The sequence below is a fragment of the Streptococcus pseudopneumoniae ATCC BAA-960 = CCUG 49455 genome (genome assembly GCF_002087075.1).
Classification (GTDB): Bacteria; Bacillota; Bacilli; order Lactobacillales; family Streptococcaceae; genus Streptococcus; species Streptococcus pseudopneumoniae.
In genome coordinates this window covers 138,972-161,215 of the sequence record NZ_MWSM01000007.1, presented here as the reverse complement: position 1 = coordinate 161,215, position 22,244 = coordinate 138,972, and the positions used below count along the sequence as shown (strand labels likewise).

Sequence of the window (22,244 nt, the reverse complement as noted above, 5' to 3'; positions counted from 1 at the left end):
TGATTTTCCTCCATTCAAAAACCCAAAAGGGCATAAAAATCCCAGTGATAAATACTTTTATCACTGGGATTTTTATGCATAACCATAGGTATACAAAGCATACAGATATTCTCCGGATACTTTAGAATCACATGATAAAGGTATTCTTAAACTGGGTACAAAAAACTAAGCCCTCCTAAAAAAGGACATCCAATTATTTGTTCCCACTATCAAATTGACAGTTTATTTAAGAATACCTTGCCGCATATTTATTAACTCCTTTTAAATAGATACTTAAATTATAGCACGTAAGAGCATATTTGTAAAGGAATCTCCAATTTTTTATCAAAGAGAGTACGTGATTACAAAATAGCTGTAATAATGTACCAATATTTGTTATTCTATAATCTTCCAATTACTCCCGTTCTTTTCAAGTACCAAATCAAATTGAGATACCTGCGTTGCTTTGGTCTGCTGGTCGATATACTCCACTGTCAGCGATACCGTGACTTGATTATCCTTACGATTGTGAATAGGATTTACCAGTTCTTGAAAGATGTACTCTTTTCCGATTGGTTTTAATATCCCGTCATTCACATAGTAGGAAAGTTCACTGGCTGTCGCTGTAGGATAGAGCTTGAAGAACGTCGTTAAAAACTCATTGATTTCATTGGTTGTAATGGAATCAACCGTCCCCTCACTTTCAATGGCTTTTGGTTTATAACTTGATTTCTTAGGTATGTTGGTAATGGTCGGATTCTTAACCAGTACCATATTTCCAGAACCATCTACATAGACACTCACTATATAAGCAGAGTGGACGGTCTTTGTATTTTCTCCCTCTGTAATGAGCTGGTCTACACTGTAGGTTACATTAAACTCATTGTCGCCAGTTGGCTCTACCGTCCATATCTGAAATCCTCTTACAGAAGACGATACAGGAATATCTTTGCGTACTGTATCAACATTGAGAGCTTGAAGTTCATCTGTCAGATAGCCTTTTAGACTTTCCATTCGATTATCAATGGACTTATCGGATTGCTCCCATGAATAGTAGACTTTCGCAAAGTTCTCTACAAAATTTTCTACATGATGAGTATCAACGTATTCCTTTTCTATGATAGTTGTTTCGTGAATAGTATGAGTATCTATAGCTGTAAAGTGCTTGAATATCGCAAAGCTGAAACTAAGCCCTAAAAGTACCCACAAGGCAATCACAACCTTTTTATGAGGATTGACCTTATAGTAGACACGAGGTTTCTTTTCCTTTGGTATCTGTTTTTCTTTATTCTGATTTTTTCTAAATTTCATCATTAAATCTTCCTTTCTCATTGTTTGATTCGTCCTGCTCCCACTAAATGCTGTTGCCAGTAGGGGCTTGTTAAGTCGGCATAACCGATTGGGTCGCCTGCATGAAACATACGGTTATTGCCAAGGTATATCCCAACATGAGTAATATAAGAGCCAGCGTTATAGGTAGAATGAAAGAAAACCAAATCGCCAGCTTGTGCTTCCGATAGTGGGATATGCTGGGTCACATCATATTGCTGTTGTGCGGTTCGTGGTAAGTTAATTCCAGCTTTTCCATACGTCCATTGTGTCAGTCCGCTACAATCAAAAGAAGTAGTCGGGGAAGCTCCACCGTAAACGTATCGCCAGCCCTCATATTTCAGTGCTTCGTCCATGATGGCTTGTACCGTATCATCATCAAACTCTGTTGTGACAAGATACTGCGTTACCAGTTGCACATAAAACATATTGCCATAGTTGTATCGCCAGCCCCCATTGATAGGTATGGCTATGGGATTGGGGTAAGACACTTTTTCGCCACCTGAATACTCTTTTGAGAAACTTTGAGCCAGTTCAAAGGTATATTTATTTCCACGATTAGCCACATACCCTAAGAAACCACCACCATAATTGTAGGACTGGATAACCGATTCTAAATCTACACTGAGCCTTTCGCTACTGGCTAATAATTCACTGAAATACTTCACACCTTGCTTAATGGATTCTTCTGTACTCAATGAATTAGGTGGAAGACCGAGGGATTCCGAGGACTGCATAACATCTTCCGCAGTACCGCCCGATTCCACCTGTATAATCGCAAGAAGTATGTTGACATATTCTTCAACGCCATATTCTTTGGCATATTTTTCTACCATAGGCTTATGAGCCAGCACTTCTGCGGAAACATTCACACCTCCATAATGAATATTGGAAATTCCGCTGTCCTGTTCATCTGAAAATAAAATGGCAACAAACAGAAGCAGTGAGAAGACCATCAAGAATAATCCAGAACCACCAATCACTAAAGTTTTCAACTTCATGGTTTCTTACCGACTTTCTTAATGGTGGCGGTTTTGATTGGTGGTCTACTTCTTGTATTTTGTAGTGGTACTCTTTGAACAGTAGACGGACGTTCTTTTGTGATTGGACGTTGTGAAGTTCTATCTGCTGTAGTGGTTGAAGTTGCTGGCTTTTGAACGGTTTTTTCTTGAACGGTATTGCCTTGGCGTTCCACTTTTGGACTTGAAAAATCGGACTTAACTGCTGGACGCTCTTGTTTGGCTTGTTGAGATTCCTTATATGAAGTCTGAATATTAGACTGTTTTGAGGTCTGTTCATCATGATATTGTTCTTGTCTTGTAGTCGGTCTTTCATGAACAGAAGAAGCAGGCTGTTTTTTCTGTTTGACCTGTTCCATTTCAGAGCGACGCTTCGCAATGGTTTTTCGCCTTTGTTCCTGCTGTTCCTTGCGTCCACTGGCTCTGTCCGCTTTGGTTTGAGAAATACTACTGGTTAAATCACGGACATTCTCTTTTACTTTGGATTTTCCTTGATATACTGCATATCTTGCATTGGTCGGCAAATCTTTAACCTGTTCTTTCAAACCACTAGCAGTGTCTACCATTCTGTCTTTGGTATCAGCTACTGTACCGATGGTTTGACCGATACGTTTTCCAAGTGTTGATTTTTCCTTTCCGTCTGGTCGGGAGTGATCTGCTTGTGTCCTTGCAGAACTCCCCGAACCCGACTGTCCTTTTTTACCTGTAACAATGGCAGACCCAGCCCCTAGAGTAGTCATGGAACGTCCAAGTTTCCGCTGTAGACGGTGCATGTGAGCGTGCATAAGCATACGAGGTTTTCTCATCACACGACTTCCCACACTTTGAGAATCGTTACTCTGTAGAGAAAACATACTCATTAAATCGCCCAGCTTGAAGTAGATTCCTGCAAAGGTCACAATCTGTAGAAAAGCAATCAAAAAGAACGGATAACCAGCCGATAAGGTATAGAGCATGGTTGAAATACTAAATGCTGTCGTAATAATCAATGTGATTCCAGCTCGTGTCAAAATGGTATTAAAGAGCTTTGTTATGGCTCGTTTTGACATACCATCAAATGATGGAATCATGCTTAAAATAAAGCTCACAGGCAGAAACATAGCATAGATGATAAAAAGTACCTGCGAGAAAATCATGATTCCTGTTAATAGGAATACAAATATGGAAATCCCAATATTGAAGACAAATAGGAAGAAGACTGTACCTAAACGGTTAATGGTCTTTGTAATGGTTAGATTGGTATTGCTTCTGTCTTCAATTTCTTCCGCAACAATTTTTTCTCTGTCTTCGCCATTGTTGGAATCTGGGCTGGTGGAGAGCAGGCTTTCCACACGGTCAATACCGATACTTTCAATGTCTGAACTGTTGTATTGAAGCAGTAGCCACGGTTGCTGAACCTGTATGGAAAACAGGCTATCTCTGATTAAGTCCACGCTGTCCTTGCCTTGACTATCGGAATGGGGCATGACAATCTTCGTGCCAAGTGATAAACTGGCATTACTGATGTCTGATGAAAAGTCATTGATTTTTTTAATGTAGTCGGGAGCGTAGGCAATAAAGGAAGCCGATAGGATAAACACCAGCACAAAATTCATAATGGCATGAATTGCCTTTGTGGTTTCTCTCTTTATCAGTCCCGTATAGGCAACATAAACCCCAAGAACCAAAATCAAGAGTAAGAGGAATCCAACATAGAAACCCTCTGTTGAAAATCCGTTTGCACTCACACCAGCTAAGGTCTGCATATTCTTACCAATGGAATCTGCTGTAGCGGAAATGAAGTCTAAGGAATAGGCTTCCTGTACTAAGTAACCTGTCGCATTGGAAACATACAAACTGATTGTCCAAATAAAATTGGTAATGGCATATAGTCCATACATGACCTGTTTTCCAATCCCGTCCGACCAGTTCCACGGAAGCCAGCCCCAGCTATTATCCACATAAAAATCCAGTTGATAGTTTTCAAGTGGGTATCGGCTGTATTCATTTGCCACATTGACCGTATCATCTACCAAGCCCGCAGCTTGAACCACCGTTCCCAGCATGGCTAAAAGAAAAATGGCAATCACAAGTGTGAAAGCCACTGTCATTGCCACTTTACCTAGACGTTTCAGCGTCCAGTTTGATTTTATTCTGTTTACTATTGATGGTTTCACATTTACACCTCTTTTCGCACAGGTGGTCTGGTATCAAAGGCATGGAGCAGTTCTTCAAATACAGGGTGGAACTGTATCACACCGACACGACCATATAAATCACTGATAAGGCATTGCCCGTTTTCCAAATCACGCAATCGCTTCTGATTGTTTTCGTCCTCTGGGTCTACACCAAAAAAGGCTAAGGTCTTTTTAATCTCGTTAAGGTCAGTGGAACGAAATGCAAATTTTAAGCCGAGGTTATTTTTCAGTTTTTCATCTAAGAGGTCGTCTGTATTTTGGGTCACGAAATATACCCCAGCGTTCATAGCACGACCAGCCCGAACCAGCTTCATAGATAGTGTTTTTCCTTGTGCTACCTGTAAAAAGCTCCATGCTTCGTCTAAATCTACAATCTTGAAAATGCTTCGGTCTGTATGGATAAAGTCTAAAGCAAAGGTACTAATGACAATCAGCATAGCAACGGATAAAAGCTCCATAGTGGTATATTCCTCAAAGGAAGTTTCCTTGTCGGGAAGTACCAAGTCCGCAACCTGTATAATGTTCAGTTGTTTTTCTAAGCTGATAGACTGCTCCACATAACCATTACTGAATAATAAATGTGCAAAGTCATAGTCTGTAAAACTTTCGATATGGTCGGCTATACTGGTACTTAGTGGCGTATTCTCAACCCGTAATTCCTCAATCACTTTCATCAACCCTCGTACTTCACTATTGGTTACTGCACGAATGGCTTTTCTAAGGATTGGGAAGCGTTCCCCATCACGAGAGGAAATCCCCGTAAGGAATGTCAGAATATCAATAGCCAGTGATTCAGAATCTTTGGGATTTTTCATAATCACATAAGGGTCAAGTAAGCCTTTGTTTTTCTCATCAGAAGTCAGAGTGACGATATTGATTTCATGGGAAATCTCTGGCAAGGTTTCTTTCCATCTGCCACGTTCTGCTTTTGGGTCTACAATCACTGCTTGTGCCCCATAAAGCACCGCATAATAGACGATAAGGTTATTCGCAAAGGATTTACCACCACCCAGCGAACCAACAAAAGCCGACGCTAACGCATTGGTTACTGAACCCTTAACCCCTTGACTGGCAAGAGCAGGTTTCAGATAGACATTGCGTCCAGTATCTAAGCTGTAGCCAACATAAATCCCCTCATTTTCCCCCAGCATTTGAGTAGCACCAAAACCTAAACCAGCGAGGAAATCAGAGGTCACGTATTGAATATAATCATTCATATAACGCTTGCTGGCAGGTAAAAATTCTTCATGTAAGCCGAGCATATCCCCAAATGGTCGTACCAGTTTTACGCTTAAATCGTCATAAAAATCTTTCACTTCATTACAACGACGTTTGAGTTCGTCAAGATCATTTGCTGATACCCTTACCACATAAGACAGCTTGTACATAGATTCCTTGCTTTGGTCTAAATTGGTTTCCAGCTCATTCACACTTTCCAGAGCTTCCGCCACATTGGAGCTGGTTTCATTATCACTTTGCCAAGCGTGGTTATCCAAGTCTTTCAGTTCTTTCTTTTTATTGCGGACAGTAGATAGGGCTTTACGATTCGCTACAATTTCCACATTCATTGACGTATCAATCGGGAATGTAAATTGCTGTTGCTGGTAGTAGAAGATTTCAGAGGACGGGAAGTCCAGTTCTCCGACAATGCTGTTAATGGTAAAGTAAGCTACATAGACGGTTTCATCTTCCTGCTGGATTTTCAAATATCGCTGTTTTTCTTCCACCAAACAGCGAGTAGGCTTAATCAAGTCATAGTATTTAATCAGCGTTTCATTATCCAGCTTTTTCTTTGATAGATGGTACTCATACTCTTCATAGGCAGTGCCTGTCTGTCCGTAAAGGTGTTCAATCAGATAGCCGAAGTCGTCCTTATCTAACCTGCGGATTTTGAAACGACGAGAGATTTTATTTTCTAAGAGCTTTTCCATCTTCTGAAAACGCAGGATTTCATCATTACTCATACTAACAAAATCGCCCATCAGCTTATGGTTCACATCATAGACAAAATCAGACAAAGCATTTTTTGCTTCAACGGTAAGACTTTTCATAGAAAACTCCTGATCGTTGAGAAGCAACTTAAAGCCGATAAAGAAACGGTAGTTCACTTGATTTTCGCCAATCATGGATATTAAAGCGTCTGTCTGTTGGTCGATTTTGTCATAGGCAACCGCTTTGAGCTTGCCAGTGACTTCATTTTTGGAACGCTCTTGTGCAGAACGTATGCTGGATTCTGTACTGATTTGTAAAGCATGAATTTTGCCATCACGATTTTGTGCGATAAGCTGTCTGAAAGAATCATGCACTTGTATTTTCTGTTCTGGACTTAGAAATGAGTAATTGTAAGGAACAAGCTCATAGTAAGCATAACATTCCCCGTCTTTATTCCAGACGAGATTGTTTTCAATGTATTTAATTGGATATGCCATAAAATTCACTCCTAACTGCTGTAATGGCTTCTTGTGGCTGGTTTCTGCCAAGCGTTACTTTTTTTCCTGCATAGGTCAGCTTTGGTCGCAGTGCATAAGCAATGACAGACTTCAAAAATCCATAAGGCTTTTTACCATCAAAAGTTTTTGTAGACATAAACCATGTGAAAGCCACAGGAATCCCAAAGTATTTGAGAAATGCTCCCTCTATCATGGAAAGAGGGGGCAAGTTGCCAAGTATCATCACTGCAAAGAGTGACACGACAAACCATGTCATTTGCGTAAAGGTTATGGGAAACGGAAGTCTAAAATCATTGATAGAATACAGTACCTTTTCCACAGACCAGATACTGGTATAGCTTCGTATTTTCTTCATGTAATCAATCCTTTCATAAAAAATAGGGGTAGCTGATTGAGCCACCCCGTAAAATAGAAAATCTGCCAGTAGTAATGTACCGACAGATTTAATAGACGATTTCAAAAATCCCATGATTGGTTGAGATAAACGTTCCTGAAAGGTCTAAATCCCGACCATAGGCTTGATAATCAATATAGTTTTGAAGACTAGCTGGTACTTCGCCTAAAGCACCCGTTTCTTCAATGTAGTAGCGTGCCACGTCATACATATCATCACAATCGGAATGAATGATAATATCCTCTTGATGTTCGCTTAGTTCTTCAATGCTTGAAAAATGAGTGAGCAGAGCAGATAGCTCCGATTGTAATTCTTCGGGTAATTCCGATACCATTTCCCATAGTCGATTGAGTTCGCCAATGGAAGTGTATTCGTCAACCGTAAAGGGTAACTCGTAGTCATGAATGGCGTATTCCTCATATTCATCATTCAAGCCGATTTTCTCTTTGACTTCCTCAAAGTCAATGGGAAAGGTAAACCACGCACCGACCAATTCGCCCTCATTGTATTTGCCTAAATTCGCAATATAGACTTGCATATCGTCCATATATTCACGTCCTTTCTTTGTAGAGATTCAAAAATCCCTACCGCACTTCGTTTGGTGTACCATTCCTTTGCGGAACATAAGAAAACCACTTATATTCCACAAAAGAACGGTTTTATTTAAGCACCAATAATGCGATTGAATAGCTCTAGTAAAATGTCTTTTACTCCAGCAGCGTTGAAGACTAAGCCAACCGCAATAATCGCAATAATTAAAAAGCCAATCAGTTTGCTAAACTCACGCTTGAAGCCAAGATACAAGCCAATCACAACGATTGCTAAAAGCACCAGTGATTGAGCGTTTGATAGAAACCAGTTATAAAGGTTTTGTCCAAAATTCATAAAAATGTTCTCCTCTCTATATTCAATGAATTTGTATTTGAGTTATTTTTTTGTTGTTATCACGTCCTGTTCTTTTACTGACTGTTGCTTCAAAATCTGCTTGTGTCGGTCTGTCAGTTTCGCATGGTCGAGAATGTCTTTTACAACCTGCGTCTGGTTGATTTCATCAAGTTTAATCGCAACCTTTAAGGTCGGGGCAACTTGATGAGATAGCCAGTTCAGCGTCCTTTGGAAGGAGTAAGGCTCTGGTTTTGTGGTTAGTTTTAATCGTTCACGATTGTTCCCAATAAACCAAGCCCATTCTTCATTCAGTTTCCAATCAGAACGAGGTTTGGAATCGTCTTTATCTACAAAACGGATATACCGATTGATAATTTTAAAGGCGGTATGCTCTGGATTGTCATAGACGAGTAAATCACGGACTGCATAATAGGCACGCTCATTTTTCAATCGAATCTCAAAACGGTTTTTTACTTCTGCGTCTTCAATGGGAATATCATTTTTCTTGTACTGCTCGTAGTCCTTTTCATAGATACAGAAATAAACTTCACTTTGTAATGAACCGATATAGAGGGTGTTTCCCATACATTCCTTTTCCTCTTTGCGTACCAGTTCGCCACTGCGATAGCTTTTAAAACTGCGGAAGACGGAGATACATTCTTCCTGTTGGCACTTTTCAGTGAGTACAGGGATATTCAAAATCCCTGTCTTATCGTTAATGGCAAGGTCAAGGCGTTTCATCACACCGCCAGCCACCAAAACGTCCATAAAGAACTCATACCAGCTTCTTTGTTGTGCCAGAAGATAGCTTTCAAATTGTCTGCACCCACGACCTTTCAATTCCACCAGAACTCCTTTGTCCAGTTCATGGGAGCAAAGGACGAATATGTCGCCTAAAGCATAATGCTCTGAATAAGAATAGAAACCATAGTCCTCATGAAGAAAATAGGACAGTTTCAGTTGTAAGATGTTTTCGACCACCTGCTGTACGTCTGTTGTCGGAAAGCGAATCCTTACATAATCAAACAGCATTTCAAGGGGAGCGTCGGGATTGAAGCGTTCCAGAGCTTCCCAAAGGGACTGCTGTAAATCCTCTGATGGCTTGACTTTTCCTGTTTCAATATCGCTTAGATACTGCCTTGTAATACCAGTCGCAACAGCTAAACGGTTTTGAGATAGTCCATAAGCCAAGCGTTTTTCTTTTAAATGCTGTAACCAAGTTTGTTCATTCAGTAAAAATCCCTCCAATCAAAAAGGCGTATGTCAACTTTTAAAGCCCATTTGACATACGCTGAAATTTTGTAAATCCCTTGTAACCAAAGGATTTTCTAATGTTTTTTTGACTGTTTCCTGTCGATTTGTACCCCCTGTTAGATACGGGGGGTTAAGTGCTGGCGTGGCTATTGCCACACCAGCCAGCAAGATCAGTCCACACCTGCGACTTCCGCTTCGCACGTCGCCTGCGTGGACTGTCTGCTGTTGGATAACTTTTTAATTTCCTCCAAGAAATCATATCCTTTTGGTACAAGGGGAGTATAAAACTCTGATATGACACTTGTTCCTACATCAACATAGCCACGACCTTTGATTCGCTTTAAGAAGAAATCCTTTTGTACGTCACTGCCAAACATCATGCCATAGCCCATTTCAGACATACGACCTAAAGCCACTCTGAAATTAAACTGATCACGGATTCCGTCGCCTAAATATTTTGCGTCTGGACGTTGACAAGCCAGTATTAGAAAGAAGCCAGCTTGACGACCTAACATGACAATCTGTTTCAGCTTATTCATAACTGCGGTGTTTTCTTTTGTTCCCAGCATTTCCATGAAAGCGACGTATTCATCAAAGATTAAGAAGTGTGCCGGGAGACCTAAGTAAGCATAATTTTTGCCAGTCTTATAGTTCTTCATCTGCTTCATTTCCTCACTACGTTTCATCATTTCTTCATAGAATGTTTCAATGCAAGAAAGCAAGTCTTCTTTTCTATAGTAGACATTTGCCATCACAGAACCTAAGTCCGCAAGGTCAGCATTTTTCGGGTCAAGAATATACAGTTTTGAATCTGTATGAAGCAAGGCTTCAATCAGTGTCAGTATAAAGTAAGTTTTACCGCCACCTGTACCACCAGCAATCAACATATGAGGGAGCTTATCATATTCCCACCATACGTTTTTCATTAAGCGAAGTTTACCATCTTTAGCTTCTACTTCATCAATAGAAATACGACTGGCTATGGTGTCATAGAGCAAAGTATATTCCACATAGGAATCCTTTAACTCTTTATCCGTCAGCTCACAGTACAAGCCACTCTCTAATTTCTTTTCCAAGTGTAAGAGTTGGTCTTGATATTTTCCCAGCGTGATTTCCACCCGTATCTGTATCAAGCCATTTTTAAGTCGATAATACATTTTAGGGAAGTAGGTTATCTTTTCCTTTGTACGACCAGCACTATCTTTAAAGAAACCCTCTGTTTTGACCTGTTCAGATTCATACCACTTGTTTTCAAGTATCATCTTTGCCAGTTTTTGACGGTGGTAAAGTTGTTTAACCGTATCATAGCGAACCCGTTTGAATACAAACGCTACCAGCAAGCAGATAAGAATTGCGACACTGAAACTGATAATTAAATAGGGAATGTCAATCTTATCTGCTTGTGATAGGTTAAAATCCTGCCAGTTGATCTGCTGGATTGTCTTCACATGAAACAGTCCGACAACCAGCAGGAAAACAGGCAGGAGTGACGCTATCGTAAAATGAAAGACTAAATCTTTACCAGATGGGCGAATCCTTTTACCACGCTGTTTCATGCGAAAAAGTCTCCTTTCTACCTAGCGACTATTTGTCTTGTGTCGGTTCTTTCTTTGCTTGTGGTTGAGCTTTGAATGAACTAGAATCCTTTGTCAGCACAATATCGTCTGCCTTGATATACCAGTCAACATCTGCTCCTTGATAGGTGGCAGTAGCAACGGTGTCCGCAATGGGATTGATAAGTTCCACCCGTGCGTTATAATCAAACTCTTTCAAAGGCACGCTGGCAGGAATACTTACTTGAATCATGCGTCCTTGTCCTTTGGATTTTAAGTCATAGGTACGTTCCTTGATTTCATCTGAAACCGACCCGTCTTCATTTTGGATTCTCACTTCACGACGTAGAGCAGAGAATTTCAATTCTCCAAAAGTCGTGTCTTTATCTAATACAATGCCATTTGCTAATCTCATCATTTTTCCTCTCTTTCTTTATTCTTTTATCATGTCGTCAGCATGTAAAAGGTAATTTGTAAAACCACGAGTGCCGATTTTGTAGCCCTCTGCGGTAATACGTGGATTGACTAACTTCACACGTTCCTCAAAGCCGAAATGTTTTTCGCCAGCTTCAGCAGGAAGCACCACCACAATATCATCTGCTCTTTGAACATCAGAATAGAGATTATAGCTTCTTGATAAGACAGTTAGCCGTCCGTTGATTCTTCGCTGAACGACTTTATCCTCGCCAGCAAATTCTAAATTGCCGAATGTTTTTTCCATGTTGGGAATCACAAATTTAAGTTCCATATTTTTACCTATCCTTTCTTTTTTATTGGCTGAATGAATGTTTGATGGTCTTAAAGAGTGGGGAACGACCTTTTGATTCTTGATTTTTTGTTTTCATAAGTTCACTTCCTTTCAAAATCGGGTAAAAAAATAGACACCTCATTTTTTGAAGTGTCTACCTATTAAATATTCAAATTTTATTGGAAGTATCTTTATATCTTCACTTTTCAAGGATAAATCGTCGTATCAAAGCTCATTCATAAGTAGTAAATTAGTAGTAAATTGAGTGGTTTTGACCTTGATAAAGTGTGATAAGTCCAGTTTTTATGCGGATAACTAGATTTTTATGCTATTTTTCTTTGAAAAAATAAGGGTCTTGAAAAAATCCAGAGAGGCATTACAATCTTACAAGATTTAGAGTATATAGATGGTGCAAGATACTATGAAAACTATTTTGCAAATCAGCTTTCAAATAAAGATTTGTAATATATTCTCGTTACATCGACTGATGAAAAATAAATAGGCTTGTAGATGGAGTGATAATTAGCAATTTCTAGGCGCTAGAGTTTCTATTTTCAGAAAAAATATATTACAAAAAAGTGGGGAGTCCCGCTTTTTTTGTTAGACTGGTTTCAATAGAATACTCTTTGAAATGTGAGAAAGGCTTGTTATGAAACTATTCTTAAGACATCATTTATTTAGAATACTGACCTTATCAAGGTTTTTAAGCTCAAGTGGAGCTTATATTTATAATCTGGTATTTATCGTTTATGCTGCGAGTCTACCCTTTAAAAATATAGCTGTATTTATGGCGAATATGATTACGATTTTACCTTTCCTATTTACTTTTTATGTTGGGATTAAAGCTGATCATACTCGGAATAAAGCAGGGACAATTATCTGGGTTGGTTGTGTGCAAAGTCTCCTATTTCTTTTGATTGCTAGTGTGATTCATGATCAGAACTTCGTAACGTTTGCTTTTATCTGTATGGTTAATATCTGTTCAGATATTTTATCGGATTATACAGCAGGCCTTCGTATGCCGATTATCCAGCATAATATTTCGGAAGATAAGCTCTATGAAGCTTATTCCTTTACTCAGTTTGTCTCCTATTTATCAAATCTAGGAGGTCAAGCCTTAGGAGTGTGGCTACTCACAACCAGCAATCAAAATTTTTCTTTTGTTGCAATTGTGAATGCTGGCTTCTTTTTACTATCTTCTCTTATTTTGTTCAAAAATAGAAGAGAATTGACGTATTTGTCTGTAAGTGTAGAGGATAAGTCGATTAGTTTACTTCAACAAGTTAAGGTAATCTATGCGGACATGGATAATATATTTAGACAGAGAGAAAGTAAATCTTTGTTTAAAATTATTCTTGTTATTTTAGTAATGAATACTTTGGGAGGAGCTGTTGGAGGTATTTATCACTTTTACTTATTAGACCATACTATCTATCATCTCAGCTATGCTCAAGCTCTATTTTTAATTGAATGTGTCAGCTTGGGAGGAGCTATTCTTGGTAGCCTAACTCCCCATGATTATTTTGGAAAATTGTCGTTTTCAAGTTTGCTATCGCTCAATGCAATTCTGTTTGTATTACTTGCTACTGCTAATATTTTAGATTTTTCTCCTCTAGTAGGTGTTGTTTGCTTAGCCTTTGTCATGTATTTGATGTCGAAATCAATGCCTAAATTAGATACTCTGTTACTGTCTAACTTGAGCGCGGATGTATTAGCTAGAAGTAATAATCTCTTGAGTATGATTTTTTCCCTAACATTACCCTTGGGGATGTCTATATTTTCCTTCTTAGCTTTACAAGATATCAGGCTTTGTTGGTGGGTGTTTTTGGTAGTGAGTGTGATAGGGCTGATTTTATCACTAGAAAAAAGAAGTTTTTCGGGTAAAAAATGTTAACCTAGGAAGCTAAGGCTTACTAGAAGATCTTCCAGATTTGATTCGTGTGACGACTGTGACCTTGATTTCCCTTGTTGGGGAAACAGCTATGGCTGGTGCGGTTGGTGCTGGTGGTATCGGTAACGTAGCCATCGCGTATGGATTTAACCGCTACAATCACGATGTGACCATCTTGGCAACAATCATTATCATTTTGATTATCTTTGCAATCCAATTCTTGGGAGACTTCTTGACTAAGTCTTGAGCCATAAATAAAAAAGAGCCGTGCGGCTCTTTTTTATTTATCAGATTTTCTGTGCCAATTTTTTGCTCAAGACTTGTCCAATCAAGGCACCCACTAGGGCTCCGATGACTACACTTGCAACAAATAGAAGGATGGTTCCAGGATTTGGCGCGACCATGATACGGTCGATATATTCTTGCGATTTTCCTCTTGCTAGAAGGGTTGCCATATAGGCTTTGGGCGTAATCCACATGAGTAGAATTGGTCCTGATGTGCTAAAGGCAAAGAGTATGAAAGAAAGGAAATTCTTTGTTTGGTCCTTGTATTTTCCTAAATGAGCTATTCCATCTGCTAGGAGGCCACAGATAATTCCAGGAAGGAAGGCACCAGCACCGTGTTTAGATCCCAAGAAAAAGAGGGCCATGACAAGGCCGATAGTGGTAATGGCTCCAAAGCGCGGAACTTTTGCGACTAGGATCATATAGACGCTACCGCCGACAAGGGCAGTAAAGGCAGGCGCATAAAACATATTCCCAGTTTGGTCAAGGGGATTGCCCAAAAGGACACCAATCCCCATGCAGAGGAAGTAAAGAACTGCAAAAAGCAGTGTAGTTAAGATAGTTTTTTTCATGAATTGTCTCCTGATAATTTTTTCACAATTCTCATTTTACCATGGTTTGGTGGGATTGTAAATGGATACTAGAAGTTTTTGAAAACGCTTGAAATATGATATAATAGTTTCATAGTTAATTTTAGGAGGATATCATGGGTAGATTTTTAGACTTTGTCTTTAATCGTTTCTTTTTAGGGATGGTTGCGACAGCCTTCTTTTGGCTATTAACCTTGGCAGGAGGAATTATCCTTGGTCTAGCGCCGGCTAGTGCCACCTTGATGAGCTTGTATGCAGAACATGGTTATAGCTTTCGGGAATACAGTTTGAAGGAGGCTTGGTCTCTTTATAAGCAAAATTTTGTCTCAAGCAATCTGATTTTCTATAGCTTTCTAGGAGTGGATTTAGTTTTGGTCTATGGCTTGTATCTCTTGGTACAATTGCCTCATCAGACTATTATTCATTTGATTGCGACCTTTTTGAATGTTCTAGTAGTTGCCCTGCTGTTTTTGGTTTATACAGTATCTTTGAAATTACAAGTTTATTTTGACTTGTCTTATCGAAATAGTCTCAAACTATCCTTGATTGGCATCTTTATGAGCTTAGCGGCTGTGGCCAAGGTTCTCCTTGGGACCGTGCTACTTGTAGCAATTGGTTACTATATGCCTGCTCTGCTTTTCTTTGTAGGAATTGGGATGTGGCATTTCTTTATCAGTGATATGTTGGAACCGGTCTATGAAAGTATCCATGAAAAATTGGCGACAAAGTAGGATGAAGCAGTTTTGGCTACATACGCTTCTGCGAACCTACAGTTCAGTTATGATCATTATTATTGCGAGTTTTGCAATCTTACTCTCTTACGCTGACTGGGATTCACGGGAAAAGGAAGCCCAGAGAGTAGCCCAGCGTGTAACTGCTAGAACAGTGAGTGAAATTGAATATTACCATAGAGAGTCAACCCAGATAGCTCAGGCTTTAGTTGAAAATCAAGCTCGTATTGAGGGAATCTATAAATACTTTAGCCTTAGCATGCCAGACTATTTTTACTGGCAATTAGAGCGGAAAGCTTCGCCTTATGTATCAGTCTCTCTGCATGAAAATGTTGATGACCTCTATGTTCGAAATGATTTTGTAACTGGAGTGGCCATTGCTTTTCAAGATTACAAGGAAGTCTATGTTTCTACTAAAGACAAACGTAGTGGAGAAAAAATCAGGGCTGAGGATTTCAAACCAGCAGGAAATAGTTTTGCCATTCCGGTGTCAGATCCAGTGTCAGATCAAGATTTAGGAGTGATTTACATCTCCTTGGATCCTGCTGTTTTATACCATGCCATTGATAATACTAGAGGTCATACTCCGATGGCAGTAACAGTGACCTCACCTTTTGATACGGAGATTTTTCATATTGGTGAAACAGTTGATAAGGAGAGTGAAAATTGGCTTGTTGGCTTAACTTCTCATGGTTATCAGGTTCAGGTGGCAGTTCCCAAAAACTTTGTTTTACAAGGAACGGTGACCAGTTCTGCTTTGATTGTGAGCTTGAGCCTTCTCTTTATTGTTATTCTCTATCTGACTTTGAGGCAGACCTTTGCTAATTACCAAAAGCAGGTAGTGGATTTGGTGGATTCTATTCAGGCTATTGCCCAAGGGGAAGAAGGTCTTCGCATCGATACGCTTGAAAAGGACCAGGAATTGCTCCTAATCGCGGAGACGACCAATGATATGTTGGATCGATTGGAAAAGAACATCCATGATATTTACCAGTTAGAACTTAGTCAAAAAGATGCCAATATGCGAGCCTTGCAGGCGCAAATCAATCCTCATTTTATGTATAATACGCTGGAGTTCTTGCGCATGTATGCAGTTATGCAGAGTCAAGATGAGTTGGCAGATATCATTTATGAATTCAGTAGTCTCTTGCGTAACAATATTTCTGACGAAAGAGAAACTCTTCTCAAACAGGAATTAGAATTTTGCCGTAAATACAGCTATCTCTGCATGGTTCGCTATCCCAAGTCCATTGCCTATGGTTTCAAGATAGACCCAGAGTTAGAGAATATGAAGATTCCCAAGTTTACCTTGCAACCGCTGGTAGAAAATTATTTCGCGCATGGTGTTGACCACAGACGGACAGATAATGTGATTAGCATCAAGGCGCTTAAACAGGATGGTTTTGTGGAAATTTTAGTGGTAGATAATGGCCGTGGAATGTCGGTTGAAAAATTGACAAGTATTCGAGAAAAATTAAGTCAGAGACATTTTGAACACCAAGCCAGTTACAGTGATCAAAGGCAGTCTATCGGGATTGTCAATGTCCATGAGCGGTTTGTGCTCTATTTTGGGGACCGCTATGCCATTACGATAGAGTCTGCGGAGCAAGCAGGTGTTCAGTATCGTATTACAATTCAAGATGAGTAGAAAGGGAGAAAATGTATAAAGTATTATTAGTAGATGATGAGTACATGGTGACAGAAGGTCTGAAGCGTTTGATTCCCTTTGATAAGTGGGATATGGAGGTCGTCGCAACAGCCAGTCATGCCGATGAAGCCCTAGAATATGTTCAGGAAAATCCCCTCGATGTCATCATTTCAGATGTCAATATGCCCGACAAAACAGGGCTTGATATGATTCGGGAAATGAAAGAGATCTTACCAGATGCCGCCTATATCCTGCTTTCAGGTTATCAGGAGTTTGATTATGTCAAAAGAGCCATGAATCTTAGTGTGGTGGACTATTTGGTCAAGCCTGTTGATAAGGTAGAGTTAGGAAATCTGCTGGAGAAGATTGCAGGTCAGCTCGGCGAGAGAGGGAAGAAAAGCCAGACCCTCAGTCAAGATTTAGACGAGACTGGATTTGTTAGTTATTTAGGGGATAAGGAGAATTGGTGGATAGGTCTATCCAAGGAAAAACAAGGTTCCTTCACCATTCCCTACTATGTCTTGGGTCAAGATTGGCAGATTTTCATTTCTGACCAACCCCTAGATGGTTTGGTCGTTACACCTTTTGAAGCTCCTTATCAAGAACACTTTGAACGCTGGAAGCTGAATGCTGAGAAAGCCCTCTTTTACGGCTCTGTAAATCTACAGCAGTCTCAGAGTCTCTTTGCCTACTACGAACCGATTTATAGGGTTATCATTCAGGGGAATCTCAATCAAATCGTAGAAGAGTTGAACCTCTTGGAGAAGGTGGTTCTTGAAAATACACCTCGTGTTCCGATTACCAAACAGCTTTTTATCCAGTTTGTCATGGATGTCTTTCACTTGTTTGAACATCTCAAAGCTGATGATATGACGGACATTGTCAAAACCATTCATGCTATTCAATCCTTCGATGAATTGGTTTCTTATATCAAGGAAACTCTGACCAGCTTTTTCGGTCAATACCGCATGAATGAAAATGTGGTCAGTGTGCTGGAAGTCATTGGTCGTGATTACCAAAAAGAGCTTTCCCTCAAGGATATCAGTAAGGCCCTCTTTATCAATCCTGTCTATCTAGGTCAGTTGATTAAGCGAGAAACCGATTCGACCTTTGCAGAATTACTAAACAAACAACGTATTAAGGCTGCTCAGCAGCTCTTGCTTTCAACCAGTGACAGTATCGAAGATATTTGTTATGCTGTTGGTTACAGTAACCTTGGATATTTCTATAAAGTGTTCCGAAAATTGTGCGGAAAATCGCCAAAAGCCTACCGAAAACAGGTAGAAACGATACTGTAAGATTTGTATTCCTTTACAAAATGTGCTATAATATGAATAATATTATTAGGAGGTTCTATCATGAAAAAGAAACCGATTTATCTATGGGTCTTGCTAATCTTGTCTGCTCTTATTTCAGCAATGTCTCTGTTTGGAATGTTGAGTCCCTTACCTAGCAAAGAAGCTCTTCGTGCCGCTCAGAAACAAGTTGCAGGGGTCAGTGCTCAGCAATTAGAAGACCAGCTTAATTACAACTATGGAGTAGCAGAAGCGTATCATTCTATTTTTAATATGGCCTTGATTGTGCTATCTGCTATTTTAGTGGTCGTAGCGATTGTCTTCCTTATTCGTAAGAATTTGCAATATGCAAACTATACTTACGTTGGCTATGTTTTGTTAGCTATTATCGGTTCGATTTATGGCTATGTTGGTTTACAGGACGCTGTGCAGTTGGTTCAAGATGAGAGCATGCGTTTGACAATGAGTATTGGTTCAAAAGCTGTCAGCATTTTCTATATCGTCATCAATGTTCTCTTCCTAGCCCTTGTCTTCTATAAGATGTGGCGTCAGCAGAAAGCCTTGGCAGAAGAAGAGGAAGCAGAAAATCTTGCCTAAGTATTGACAAAAAAGAACTATCAAGATACAATCTTGGTAGTTCTTTTTCGATTAAAAATAAAATCATGGAGGTACATATGAAGACAATTTCTTTAGTTTATATTAGTTTGAGTGGCAACACTGAAAGTTTTGTGACGCGCTTGAAAGACTATCTCTTGTCCCAGTACAAAGGGATTGAGGTTCAAAAGATTCATATCAAGGATTTGGTCAAGGAAGGTCGCGATTTCTATGAAATGGACCATCCCTATGTCGCTTTTTTGCCGACCTATCTCGAAGGTGGGAATGGCGTTGATAACGGAGATGTCGAGATCTTGACGACACCCGTTGGGGATTTTATCGCCTATGGTGACAATGCTAGTAAGTGTTTTGGCGTGGTTGGTTCAGGAAATCGTAACTTTAATAACCAATACTGCCTGACAGCTAAGCAATACAGTCAACGTTTTGGTTTCCCTGTCTTGGCTGACTTTGAAATGCGAGGCATGCTGGAAGATATCAAACATGTCGCAGCTATTATCGCAGATTTGTATGAGTTGGAAAAGGAGAATTAAAGTCAATATAAGAGGCACTTGGGATTTTTCAACTGTTTTTTTGAGTATAAACAGTCTTTGAGAACGCAAAAAAGCATAAGTTCAGGTCTTTAAAACCTTGTTCTTATGCTTTTTATCATAGAAATATTTGCTGAATGGTCTCTTGAAATGAAACCTTATACTCAATGAAAATCAAAGAGCAAACTAGGAAACTAGCCGCAGGCTGTACTTGAGTACGGCAAGGCGACGTTGACGTGGTTTGAATTTGATTTGCGAAGAGTATTATCTTCATCTCGCGCTTGTCCCTTACCCTGCTTTTCCGATTGCGAGTGCGTAGATAAAGAAGATGGCGAAGCCAAAGAGGAAAATCAATCCTGCAATGGCAAGGTGTTTGAGCCAAGAAGGAAGATTTTTGTTTTCACGCGTTACCAAGGCGTAGTTTAAAAGAGCGAAGAATGGTGTTGTCAGGAAAGAACCAATCATAGCAAAGCGGAGCATGGTTGAAACCTGACCAGCGAAGAACTTGATAATGACGATACCGATGATAGCAGTGATGGTCATCCAGATGTTCAAAGATTTACGATTGTCTTCTTTTTGACTGATTAGCAGTCGGAGAGATTCCTGATTGACGCGAGAATAGCCATCAATAACAGTGATAACTGTTCCAAAGATACAGAGGAAGGCAATAAAGGTAATCAAGTAACGGGACCATTCGCCAAGAACAGAGGCATACATGCCCACGAATTGAGAGATGTATTTGGCTGAAGCAGCTTCAACCGCCTGCCCTGTAGGATACTGAATCAGTGCTCCCAGTGCCACAAAGAAGACGGCTAGGATAGCTGTTCCAATATAACCAGTGTTAAAGTCAAACAGAGCGTCTTCTGTGTTAAAGTTGACGGTCTTTCTCTTTTCAGCTGACCAAAGTGAATTGATAGCTGAAATTTCAATAGGAGCCGGCATCCATCCTAGGAGGGAGACGATGAAGGGCAGAGCTGCCATTTGCCAAGGTGTCTTCTCGACAAAATCAGAACTGTATTCGGGATGCTTGACCGCCGCAATGATAACTGCAAGAACAGTCGCAATGGTCAAAGCAGACATAATCCATTTGACCATGCCGTCTAAAAGTTTGTAGCCTCCAAAGAGTAGCATAGCCCAAATGATTGCAACGAGAATGAGGGACCACTGAGTAATGCTAAGTCCAATCATTGGGAAGGCACTGGCGATGATAGCTGAGCACAGAATGGCAACACCAGCCGTGTTGACCATAGCCGAAAAGACATTTAGGATAAAGAAAATCCAGAGATAGAGTTTTCCTTTTTCGGCATAACCTTCAACCAAAGTCTTTCCAGTATCAGCTGTGTATTCAGCACCAAAACGGAAAAATGGATATTTAAAGACATTGGCTAAGATGACCAAGAGAAGTAGAGACCAACCGTAAGAACCGCCAGCTTGAGTGGAAGATACAATGTGGGAACCTCCAACAGCGGCAGTTGCCATTAGGATTCCAGGTCCCATTGCTTTTAGCTTGCTTGCCCAGGTTGATTGATTTAAGGAAATAGCTTGCGACATGATAAATACTCCTTTTTGAATTTTCAGAATAATCTGGATATGTAACCTATATTCTACAAAAAATTTTGGAAAAATGCAAGAATGTTTTGAAAAAAGATAGAAAATTACAGAAAATTTACAAAGAAGATCTGAAAATAACTGCTATGATAGTAATACTCTTCGAAAATCTCTTCAAACCACGTCAGCGTCGCCTTACCGTAGGTATGGTTACTGACNNCTTATCTGCAACCTCAAAACAATGTTTTGAGCAACCTGCGGCTAGCTTCCTAGTTTGCTCTTTGATTTTCATTGAGTATAAGGTGCAGCAGGATAAAGAAAAACCGAGAAGTTTCTTTCTCGGATTTGCTTATTATGAGGTTCCTATTTTCTATGCTCCAAGAGTTGATTGATATGGTCTACTTTTTTTGATGCTCTTTTATAGGAAATAGTCCAAATGATGAGGTAGACAATCGCAAACTCGATAATGAGCTGGAGGTAGAAAATCCAGTGGAAGGGGAACCAACCTGCTAGGGTTGCTAGTGGGACAAAGCCTACTAGCATGAGGAAAAAATGAGTCAGAGTGGCACGAAGCATGCTCCAGTCACGGCTGAATAATCGGTTGCCAAAGTTGAAGAGAATACCGATGGCTGCCCAGATAAGAGTACAGTAGAGCAAGACCAGGGCACCGTGAACCTGATGTTGAGCCATCACTTGGCCGATGAGAGAGTAGGGATTTAGTGGTGCGTAGGTATTTGGTGCATAAATGAGTGAAAAGATGATAGAGAGGATGAGGCCGATGAGGACACCAGTAGCTGCGTCGTGGAAGATTTGTTTTTTCATAGTTCTAATTTCTCCTTGATGGTTTTTAGATAACGGCGTGAAGAGTAGGTGAAGCTTTCGTTTTTCAAGAAAATTTCTACTAGGCCGTTGGGCGTAAGCTTGAGGTGAGAGATGGAGTCGATATTGATGATTTCTGATTGGGAAATTTGGATAAAATTGCTTGGCAAGAGTTCAAGGATCTGATAGAGTCGTAAGTCAATGGTGTAGGTCTGACTCGCCGTTTCTGCTAGAACCTTCCGATTCTCAATATAGAAGCGCTGAATCTTGCCAATCTCAACTAGATAGACCTGATCATCGATTTTTCCTTTGATTTTTTCTGTTCGGTCAAGATTTTCTGCGAACTCGATGACTTTTTGGACTTTTTCGGTCTCTTGAGGTGCTTGGACAATCAGCTTTTCCTCTTCGTAAGTTTCACTAATCTGTAGTTCTACTTTCATAAATTTCTCTCCTTGTTTTTCATACAAAATTGTGATCACTTCTTGTACACCTTTATTAAACACTATT

At 39.9% G+C, this 22,244-nt stretch carries 21 protein-coding genes and 2 pseudogenes; 7 read left to right on the top strand and 16 right to left on the bottom strand.

Features of this window, described 5'->3' with window-relative positions; translation table 11 throughout:
• Positions 1–14 precede the first annotated feature (14 nt).
• The 12 genes and pseudogenes from B4W83_RS13870 to B4W83_RS01730 all read right to left on the bottom strand — a co-directional run.
• A pseudogene (locus tag B4W83_RS13870) lies at positions 15–62 on the bottom strand (hypothetical protein); the annotation flags it as partial.
• Positions 63–375: 313 nt separating this feature from the next.
• The gene (locus B4W83_RS01785) at positions 376–1,311 is read right to left on the bottom strand and encodes a conjugal transfer protein (protein ID WP_001224320.1); all 936 of its coding nucleotides are present in this window, start codon (positions 1,309–1,311) and stop codon (positions 376–378) included.
• Positions 1,308–2,309 carry a bifunctional lytic transglycosylase/C40 family peptidase gene (locus B4W83_RS01780; protein ID WP_000769868.1) on the bottom strand — a complete coding sequence of 334 codons (1,002 nt, stop codon included), beginning with the start codon at positions 2,307–2,309 and terminating at the stop codon, positions 1,308–1,310. The genes B4W83_RS01785 and B4W83_RS01780 overlap by 4 nt, the downstream gene beginning before the upstream one ends.
• Complete coding sequence (locus B4W83_RS01775; RefSeq protein ID WP_000804748.1) at positions 2,306–4,483, bottom strand: CD3337/EF1877 family mobilome membrane protein; 2,178 nt, start codon at positions 4,481–4,483, stop codon at positions 2,306–2,308. The genes B4W83_RS01780 and B4W83_RS01775 overlap by 4 nt, the downstream gene beginning before the upstream one ends.
• A gap of 2 nt (positions 4,484–4,485) precedes the next feature.
• Positions 4,486–6,933, bottom strand: coding sequence for a conjugal transfer ATPase TcpF (tcpF, locus tag B4W83_RS01770; RefSeq protein WP_000331160.1), 2,448 nt, complete (start codon positions 6,931–6,933; stop codon positions 4,486–4,488).
• Positions 6,917–7,309, bottom strand: a complete 393-nt coding sequence (locus B4W83_RS01765; RefSeq protein WP_000723888.1) for a conjugal transfer protein — start codon at positions 7,307–7,309, stop codon at positions 6,917–6,919. The genes tcpF and B4W83_RS01765 overlap by 17 nt, the downstream gene beginning before the upstream one ends.
• Positions 7,310–7,397: 88 nt before the next feature.
• Positions 7,398–7,895 carry an antirestriction protein ArdA gene (locus B4W83_RS01760; protein ID WP_000342539.1) on the bottom strand — a complete coding sequence of 166 codons (498 nt, stop codon included), beginning with the start codon at positions 7,893–7,895 and terminating at the stop codon, positions 7,398–7,400.
• A 116-nt stretch (positions 7,896–8,011) separates the two neighbouring features.
• A complete protein-coding gene (locus tag B4W83_RS01755) occupies positions 8,012–8,233 on the bottom strand; it encodes a hypothetical protein (RefSeq protein WP_001009056.1) in 222 nt (73 codons plus the stop codon).
• A gap of 42 nt (positions 8,234–8,275) precedes the next feature.
• Entirely contained in the window at positions 8,276–9,481 is a 1,206-nt protein-coding gene (gene mobT / locus B4W83_RS01750) for a MobT family relaxase (protein WP_000398284.1), read from the bottom strand.
• 176 nt (positions 9,482–9,657) lie between these two features.
• Positions 9,658–11,043, bottom strand: coding sequence for an FtsK/SpoIIIE domain-containing protein (locus B4W83_RS01740; protein ID WP_000813488.1), 1,386 nt, complete (start codon positions 11,041–11,043; stop codon positions 9,658–9,660).
• A gap of 28 nt (positions 11,044–11,071) precedes the next feature.
• A complete protein-coding gene (locus B4W83_RS01735) occupies positions 11,072–11,458 on the bottom strand; it encodes a YdcP family protein (RefSeq protein ID WP_000985015.1) in 387 nt (128 codons plus the stop codon).
• Between the two features lie 15 nt (positions 11,459–11,473).
• Complete coding sequence (locus B4W83_RS01730; RefSeq protein ID WP_000420682.1) at positions 11,474–11,788, bottom strand: YdcP family protein; 315 nt, start codon at positions 11,786–11,788, stop codon at positions 11,474–11,476.
• Positions 11,789–12,437: 649 nt separating this feature from the next.
• Between B4W83_RS01730 and B4W83_RS01725 the strand changes: the two genes are divergently transcribed.
• Entirely contained in the window at positions 12,438–13,682 is a 1,245-nt protein-coding gene (locus B4W83_RS01725; RefSeq protein ID WP_000765360.1) for an MFS transporter, read from the top strand.
• A 16-nt stretch (positions 13,683–13,698) separates the two neighbouring features.
• A pseudogene (locus B4W83_RS01720) lies at positions 13,699–13,937 on the top strand (ABC transporter permease); the annotation flags it as partial.
• A gap of 29 nt (positions 13,938–13,966) precedes the next feature.
• Here B4W83_RS01720 and B4W83_RS01715 read toward each other — a convergent pair.
• Positions 13,967–14,536: an MptD family putative ECF transporter S component gene (locus B4W83_RS01715; protein WP_000751257.1), complete on the bottom strand. Its 570-nt coding sequence runs from the start codon at positions 14,534–14,536 to the stop codon at positions 13,967–13,969.
• Between the two features lie 134 nt (positions 14,537–14,670).
• Between B4W83_RS01715 and B4W83_RS01710 the strand changes: the two genes are divergently transcribed.
• From B4W83_RS01710 to nrdI, 5 genes are all read left to right on the top strand, one after another.
• The gene (locus B4W83_RS01710) at positions 14,671–15,285 is read left to right on the top strand and encodes a YesL family protein (RefSeq protein ID WP_000532364.1); all 615 of its coding nucleotides are present in this window, start codon (positions 14,671–14,673) and stop codon (positions 15,283–15,285) included.
• Complete coding sequence (locus tag B4W83_RS01705) at positions 15,263–16,933, top strand: sensor histidine kinase (protein ID WP_080572907.1); 1,671 nt, start codon at positions 15,263–15,265, stop codon at positions 16,931–16,933. The genes B4W83_RS01710 and B4W83_RS01705 overlap by 23 nt, the downstream gene beginning before the upstream one ends.
• Before the next feature lie 11 nt (positions 16,934–16,944).
• The gene (locus B4W83_RS01700) at positions 16,945–18,231 is read left to right on the top strand and encodes a response regulator transcription factor (RefSeq protein WP_000278861.1); all 1,287 of its coding nucleotides are present in this window, start codon (positions 16,945–16,947) and stop codon (positions 18,229–18,231) included.
• Between the two features lie 60 nt (positions 18,232–18,291).
• Complete coding sequence (locus tag B4W83_RS01695; RefSeq protein ID WP_000729015.1) at positions 18,292–18,825, top strand: ABC transporter permease; 534 nt, start codon at positions 18,292–18,294, stop codon at positions 18,823–18,825.
• A gap of 77 nt (positions 18,826–18,902) precedes the next feature.
• Positions 18,903–19,373: a class Ib ribonucleoside-diphosphate reductase assembly flavoprotein NrdI gene (nrdI, locus tag B4W83_RS01690; protein WP_000849623.1), complete on the top strand. Its 471-nt coding sequence runs from the start codon at positions 18,903–18,905 to the stop codon at positions 19,371–19,373.
• Positions 19,374–19,658: 285 nt separating this feature from the next.
• Here the strand turns inward: nrdI and B4W83_RS01680 are convergent, their stop codons facing one another.
• The 3 genes from B4W83_RS01680 to B4W83_RS01670 all read right to left on the bottom strand — a co-directional run bounded on the left by B4W83_RS01680 (position 19,659) and on the right by B4W83_RS01670 (position 22,177).
• Positions 19,659–20,921 carry an NRAMP family divalent metal transporter gene (locus B4W83_RS01680; protein WP_000075789.1) on the bottom strand — a complete coding sequence of 421 codons (1,263 nt, stop codon included), beginning with the start codon at positions 20,919–20,921 and terminating at the stop codon, positions 19,659–19,661.
• Between the two features lie 360 nt (positions 20,922–21,281).
• The gene (locus B4W83_RS01675) at positions 21,282–21,740 is read right to left on the bottom strand and encodes a DUF3021 domain-containing protein (RefSeq protein WP_000743979.1); all 459 of its coding nucleotides are present in this window, start codon (positions 21,738–21,740) and stop codon (positions 21,282–21,284) included.
• Positions 21,737–22,177: a LytTR family DNA-binding domain-containing protein gene (locus B4W83_RS01670; RefSeq protein ID WP_007284769.1), complete on the bottom strand. Its 441-nt coding sequence runs from the start codon at positions 22,175–22,177 to the stop codon at positions 21,737–21,739. The genes B4W83_RS01675 and B4W83_RS01670 overlap by 4 nt, the downstream gene beginning before the upstream one ends.
• Between the last annotated feature and the right edge of the window lie 67 nt (positions 22,178–22,244).

Bases quoted from the DNA above. Each gene is read 5' to 3' on its own strand.
- B4W83_RS01700 (WP_000278861.1), top strand. From the start codon at position 16,945: ATGTATAAAGTATTATTAGTAGATGATGAGTACATGGTGACAGAAGGT.
- B4W83_RS01705 (WP_080572907.1), top strand. From the start codon at position 15,263: ATGAAAAATTGGCGACAAAGTAGGATGAAGCAGTTTTGGCTACATACG.
- B4W83_RS01785 (WP_001224320.1), bottom strand. From the start codon at position 1,311: ATGAGAAAGGAAGATTTAATGATGAAATTTAGAAAAAATCAGAATAAA.
- B4W83_RS01765 (WP_000723888.1), bottom strand. From the start codon at position 7,309: ATGAAGAAAATACGAAGCTATACCAGTATCTGGTCTGTGGAAAAGGTA.
- B4W83_RS01715 (WP_000751257.1), bottom strand. From the start codon at position 14,536: ATGAAAAAAACTATCTTAACTACACTGCTTTTTGCAGTTCTTTACTTC.
- B4W83_RS01725 (WP_000765360.1), top strand. From the start codon at position 12,438: ATGAAACTATTCTTAAGACATCATTTATTTAGAATACTGACCTTATCA.
- B4W83_RS01740 (WP_000813488.1), bottom strand. From the start codon at position 11,043: ATGAAACAGCGTGGTAAAAGGATTCGCCCATCTGGTAAAGATTTAGTC.
- B4W83_RS01735 (WP_000985015.1), bottom strand. From the start codon at position 11,458: ATGATGAGATTAGCAAATGGCATTGTATTAGATAAAGACACGACTTTT.
- tcpF (WP_000331160.1), bottom strand. From the start codon at position 6,933: ATGGCATATCCAATTAAATACATTGAAAACAATCTCGTCTGGAATAAA.
- B4W83_RS01670 (WP_007284769.1), bottom strand. From the start codon at position 22,177: ATGAAAGTAGAACTACAGATTAGTGAAACTTACGAAGAGGAAAAGCTG.
- B4W83_RS01755 (WP_001009056.1), bottom strand. From the start codon at position 8,233: ATGAATTTTGGACAAAACCTTTATAACTGGTTTCTATCAAACGCTCAA.
- B4W83_RS01760 (WP_000342539.1), bottom strand. From the start codon at position 7,895: ATGGACGATATGCAAGTCTATATTGCGAATTTAGGCAAATACAATGAG.
- nrdI (WP_000849623.1), top strand. From the start codon at position 18,903: ATGAAGACAATTTCTTTAGTTTATATTAGTTTGAGTGGCAACACTGAA.
- B4W83_RS01695 (WP_000729015.1), top strand. From the start codon at position 18,292: ATGAAAAAGAAACCGATTTATCTATGGGTCTTGCTAATCTTGTCTGCT.
- B4W83_RS01680 (WP_000075789.1), bottom strand. From the start codon at position 20,921: ATGTCGCAAGCTATTTCCTTAAATCAATCAACCTGGGCAAGCAAGCTA.
- B4W83_RS01730 (WP_000420682.1), bottom strand. From the start codon at position 11,788: ATGGAACTTAAATTTGTGATTCCCAACATGGAAAAAACATTCGGCAAT.
- B4W83_RS01710 (WP_000532364.1), top strand. From the start codon at position 14,671: ATGGGTAGATTTTTAGACTTTGTCTTTAATCGTTTCTTTTTAGGGATG.
- B4W83_RS01780 (WP_000769868.1), bottom strand. From the start codon at position 2,309: ATGAAGTTGAAAACTTTAGTGATTGGTGGTTCTGGATTATTCTTGATG.
- B4W83_RS01675 (WP_000743979.1), bottom strand. From the start codon at position 21,740: ATGAAAAAACAAATCTTCCACGACGCAGCTACTGGTGTCCTCATCGGC.